The sequence below is a fragment of the Virgibacillus indicus genome, assembly GCF_002266285.1.
In the GTDB taxonomy this organism is placed as follows: Bacteria; Bacillota; Bacilli; order Bacillales; family Amphibacillaceae; genus Virgibacillus_K; species Virgibacillus_K indicus.
Genome location: NZ_NPMS01000035.1, coordinates 1 through 438, shown reverse-complemented (window position 1 = coordinate 438; position 438 = coordinate 1). Strand labels below are relative to the sequence as shown.

Below are 438 nucleotides of genomic sequence, written 5' to 3'. Positions count from 1 at the left end.
GATGAATCTACCTTCCGTCAATTCCTTTGAGTTTTAACCTTGCGATCGTACTCCCCAGGCGATGCACTTAACGCGTTAGCTGCGGCACTGAAGGATTATCTCCCCCAACACCTAGTGCATATCGTTTACTGTGTGGACTACCAGGGTATCTAATCCTGTTTGATACCCACACCTTCGCAATTTAGCGTCAGTAATGGTATAGAAGACCGCCTTCGCCTCCGGTGTTCCTCCTGATATCTACGCATTCCACCGCTACACCAGGAATTCTGTCTTCCCCCACCTTACTCTAGAACGGCAGTATCAAATGCCTTACACCGGTTGAGCCGGTGCCTTTAACATCTGACTGACCATTCCGCCTACTTGCCCTTTACGCCCAGTAATTCCGGACAACGCTCGCACCCTCCGTATTACCGCGGCTGCTGGCACTACATATGTGGC

General features: G+C 50.9%; 1 rRNA gene. It reads right to left on the bottom strand.

The window, feature by feature from the left end:
• A 16S ribosomal RNA gene (locus CIL03_RS20010) occupies positions 1-438 on the bottom strand; the annotation flags it as partial.